Below are 1,591 nucleotides of genomic sequence, written 5' to 3'. Positions count from 1 at the left end.
TCCGGCTCCATATGTTCAATCTGAGCAATAAACGCCTCTCGCTGTTGCTCATCACCTTCTTGGTAGCCGTAAGTTTTTTTTCTGGTGAAGCCAATTTTCTTCAAGGCTCTGGATATGGTGCGAGGAGAGATGTCGTCATCCCAAAGTTGAGCCATTTGAGCGGAGGTTTTGTCGCCATGCTCTTGGGCAAAAGCCTGGAATTTGTGCCAGTCGGTAATTTGGTGGCTATGACCAGGTCGGTGATTAGGTTTAGGGAGGAAGTCTCCGGTCTGTGCTTTTCTTTGCAGCCAGAGATTGATAGTGTTCCGGCTGACATGGAAAACTTGACTGGCTTCTGTTTTGGGCATACCGTCTAGTTCAATTGCATCAATAACTTTTTGTCTGAGGTCGTAACTATAGGGGGCTGGCATTTTTGGTCTTCTTAGTCATCTCGTCCTCTCCATTATACGTCCTAACTATCCTGTCTGGTGCTATATTTGTTCGGTGTACTATGGGAGTTGTATATCACAAAACAAATAATTGTCAAGATTTATGCCACAATTGTTATGACCCTGTGTGATCCAATACTAGCAAGGACGGATACTGATAGTTATGTGGACTTAACCCTAGTTACTATTGAGGCATTGACAGATTTTTGGTAGTAGGGGTCGAGAGAGATGTCGCCATCTCCCCCTCCCATACAAAACCGTACTTGAGACTTTCACCTCATACGGCTCCTAATCTGACTGCTCCATTGTTAAGGATACAGCGTTGGCGTTGTCGAGTGCCGTCTTATCATCGCGGGTGTGGCGATGTAATAACTGAAGATTCTTGTATTCATCCTTTCCGCCTAGGCTTCGAGGTACAATGTGGTCTACTTCAACTAAATCCGATGGCGCGAAATACTGTCCACACCAGGTACACCTACCTTTTTGCTTTTTGAGTAGTTTTGCTACCCTATTTGGCGTTTCAATTGCCTGTCCTCGTCTGGTTGCCCAGTAAGTCCAATTTCCGTCGTATGGTGTTGCGTCAGGGCGTATCAGGGTGTGTCTGACAATCGGAGTCCAATTATGTTTCCATAGTTGGCATCCATCTTTAGTCTGGAACAACCAAGATTCATGTCTTTCTTTCCCATTGCTAAGTTTAATCGTTCCATGTCTGAAATAGTTTCTTAGCTTTTCGTGGTTTGCCTTTCCGCATCTTGATACTGTCCATGCCCGTAACATTTGCCAGATTAGATAATCTAGCTTAACAAAGGTCTCTGTTGAGACAACCCCTGAATAGTAGTTTGACCATCCCTTTATTATTGGGTTTAGTTTGCTTATCAGGGCTGATTGGGGTGCTGTTTTATGTTGTTTTATTACACCCTTAATCACTTCAGTATGGGCTTTAACTGCTTTATTGCTGGGTTTAATGTGAGTTTTGTGACCGATTAATCGGCTTGCTGCTCCACCAGTTTTTCCAGATTTATATTTTCCTACCGGATATTGCCTAAAGTTGAATCCTAGAAAATCAAACCCGGGTTCTTCAGTCTTGCCGTTATACTCAATGGGATTGGTGCGAAACGTTTAGGAGTGAAATAGGGCTGCAATGCCCGAAATAACCTCTTAGT

Annotated in this window: 1 protein-coding gene and 1 pseudogene; both read right to left on the bottom strand. The window is 43.8% G+C overall.

The window, feature by feature from the left end; translation table 11 throughout:
* On the bottom strand, positions 1-410 hold a 410-nt coding region (locus P5674_RS24535; RefSeq protein ID WP_315670385.1), incomplete at its 3' end, for an IS630 transposase-related protein.
* Between the two features lie 306 nt (positions 411-716).
* Positions 717-1,535, bottom strand: a pseudogene (locus P5674_RS24530) (group II intron reverse transcriptase); the annotation flags it as partial.
* Between the last annotated feature and the right edge of the window lie 56 nt (positions 1,536-1,591).

The organism is Limnospira sp. PMC 289.06 (assembly GCF_032350395.1).
In the GTDB taxonomy this organism is placed as follows: Bacteria; Cyanobacteriota; Cyanobacteriia; order Cyanobacteriales; family Microcoleaceae; genus Limnospira; species Limnospira platensis.
Note: the sequence above shows the minus strand (reverse complement) of the source record. Positions and strands in the feature narration are given on the sequence as shown.